This is a genomic window from Ottowia sp. (assembly GCF_035325765.1).
GTDB lineage: Bacteria > Pseudomonadota > Gammaproteobacteria > Burkholderiales > Burkholderiaceae_C > Ottowia.
In genome coordinates, this window is record NZ_DAOKZG010000102.1 from 1 (window position 1) to 2,214 (window position 2,214).

The following is a 2,214-nucleotide window of genomic DNA, read 5'->3' on the forward strand; positions in this document are numbered from 1 at the left end:
CGGCGCGCCCTCGAAGGCCAGCGAGCAGATCGGGTCGATCACCATCTCGGTCAGCACCACGTGCGCGGGCAGCATCAGCGGCGGCAGGCCCAGCAGCACCGGCACCAGTGCCAGTCCGCCAAGCGGCACGTGGATGGCGATGATGTAACGCATCACCTTGCGCAGGTTGTCGAAGATGTGACGGCCCATGCGCACGCCGTCGACGATGCGGCCGAAGTCTTCGTCCAGCAGCACCAGGTCGGCCGCCTCGCGTGCCACGTCGGTGCCGCGCACCCCCATGGCGATGCCGATGTGCGCCGCCTTGAGCGCTGGCGCATCATTGACGCCATCGCCGGTCATGACCACGGTCTCGCCGTTGCGCTGCAGTGCCTCGACCAGGCGCAGCTTCTGCTCGGGTCGCACCCGTGCGAACACGCGCACCTGGCGCACCGCCTGGTCCAGCGCGGCGTCGTCCAGCAGCGCCAGCTCCTGCCCCGTGAGCACGCCGGCGGTCGTCTCGATGCCCGCCTGGCGCGCAATGGCCAGTGCGGTGGCGGCATGGTCGCCGGTGATCATGACCACCGCGATGCCGGCACCCCGCGCCTGTGCCACCGCCGCCGGCACGCTGGCGCGCAGCGGGTCCTCGAAGCCGACCAGGCCGAGCCAGTACAGTTCGAGGCCCCGCTGGTCGGCTGCCGGCTCGGGCCTGGCGGCATTCCCCGAAGCCACCGCCAGCACGCGCAACCCGGACTCGGCCAGCGCGCGTGCCTGGGCCAGCAGGGCGGCCGCGGTTTCGGGCGCGAGCCGGCACAGGGCGATCACCGCCTCGGGCGCGCCCTTGGTGGCAGCGTGGCGCCCGCCCTGCTCGTCCAGCCAGACCTGCGACATCGCCGGCAGCTCGGGCGTGAGCGCATACTCGCGCTCCAGCCGCCAGCCGGGGTGCAGGCGCGTGGAGCCGGCCAGCGCCGCGTCTCCGCAAGCCAGCAGGGCGCGGTCCATCGGGTCGGTGCCGCCGCGGCGCGAGGCCAGCATGGCGCATTCGAGCAGCGGCTGCACCGTCGCCGGCAGCGGCGCGCCGGGCTCGACCACGACGTCGGTTTCGAGCGTGACCAGACGGCGCAGCGCCATGCGGTTTTCCGTCAGCGTGCCGGTCTTGTCCACGCACAGCACGCTGGCCGCGCCCAGCACGCCGACCGCGCTCGGGTGGCGCACCAGCACCTGCGCGCGTGCCAGCCGCCAGCTGCCCAGCGCCAGGAACACCGCCAGCGCCATCGGGAACTCCTCCGGCAGCATGGCCATGCCGAGCGCGATGCCGGCCAGCAGGCCTTGCACCCACTCGCCGCCACGCAATCCATGCCACAGCACCAGCAGCGTGCTGCCGGCCAGCGCCAGCGTGCCGAACAGGCGCACCAGCCGACGCAAGCCGTGCTCCAGCGGCGCGGTGGCGGGCTCGATGGCGGCCAGCGAGACGCCGATGCGGCCGACCTGCGTGTGACGTCCCGTCGCGCCGACCTCGGCCAGGCCGTGGCCCGAGGTGACCAGGGTGCCGGCGTGCACCTGCGGCTGGTCGTCGCCGCCCGGCACGCCGGCCAGCGCTTGTGCAAGGGGTGCGTCGCTGGCGCGCTTGCGCACCGGCACCGATTCGCCGGTCAGCAGCGATTCATCGACCGCCAGCGCCTCGCCCTGGCGCAGGACGGCGTCGGCGGCAATGCGTTCGCCCTCGCTCAGCACGATCCAGTCACCCGGCACGATCTCGCGCGCCGGCAGGCGCCGCACCTGGCCGGCGCGCAGCACGCGCGCCTGCGGCGCCGCCAGCGCGCGCAGCGCGTCCAGCGCGCGTTCGCTGCGTCGCTGCTGGACGATCACCAGGCCGACCGACAACAGGGCGAAGCAGCTCAGCAGCAGGCCTTCGCCCAGGTCGCCCACCAGCAGGTAGACGCCCGCTGCCACCAGCAACAGCAGGAACATCGGTTCGCGCGCGACCTGGCGCAGCGTGGTCGCCAGGCTGCGGCGCTCACGCTCCTCGATCGCGTTTGGTCCATGCTCGGCCAGGCGCCGCTGCGCCTCGGCCTCGCTCAGGCCTGCGGGACGGGCTGGGACCTGCATGCGTGGATGGCAGGGCCGGCCTGCCCGCAGCGTCGCCGGTGCGTTTCTGAGGTGTCGTGCACCGCGTGCCGGTGGATCGATGGACGAAGGTGGGACATGCCGGGGGGCGCAGTCAATCCGGTTCGCGCT

At 73.6% G+C, this 2,214-nt stretch carries 1 protein-coding gene; it reads right to left on the minus strand.

Translation table 11 applies throughout. The annotated features are described in order from the left end of the window. The coding region (locus PKA16_RS15800) for an HAD-IC family P-type ATPase (RefSeq protein WP_324404653.1) at window positions 1-2,085 on the minus strand (2,085 nt) is incomplete at its 3' end. Between the last annotated feature and the right edge of the window lie 129 nt (window positions 2,086-2,214).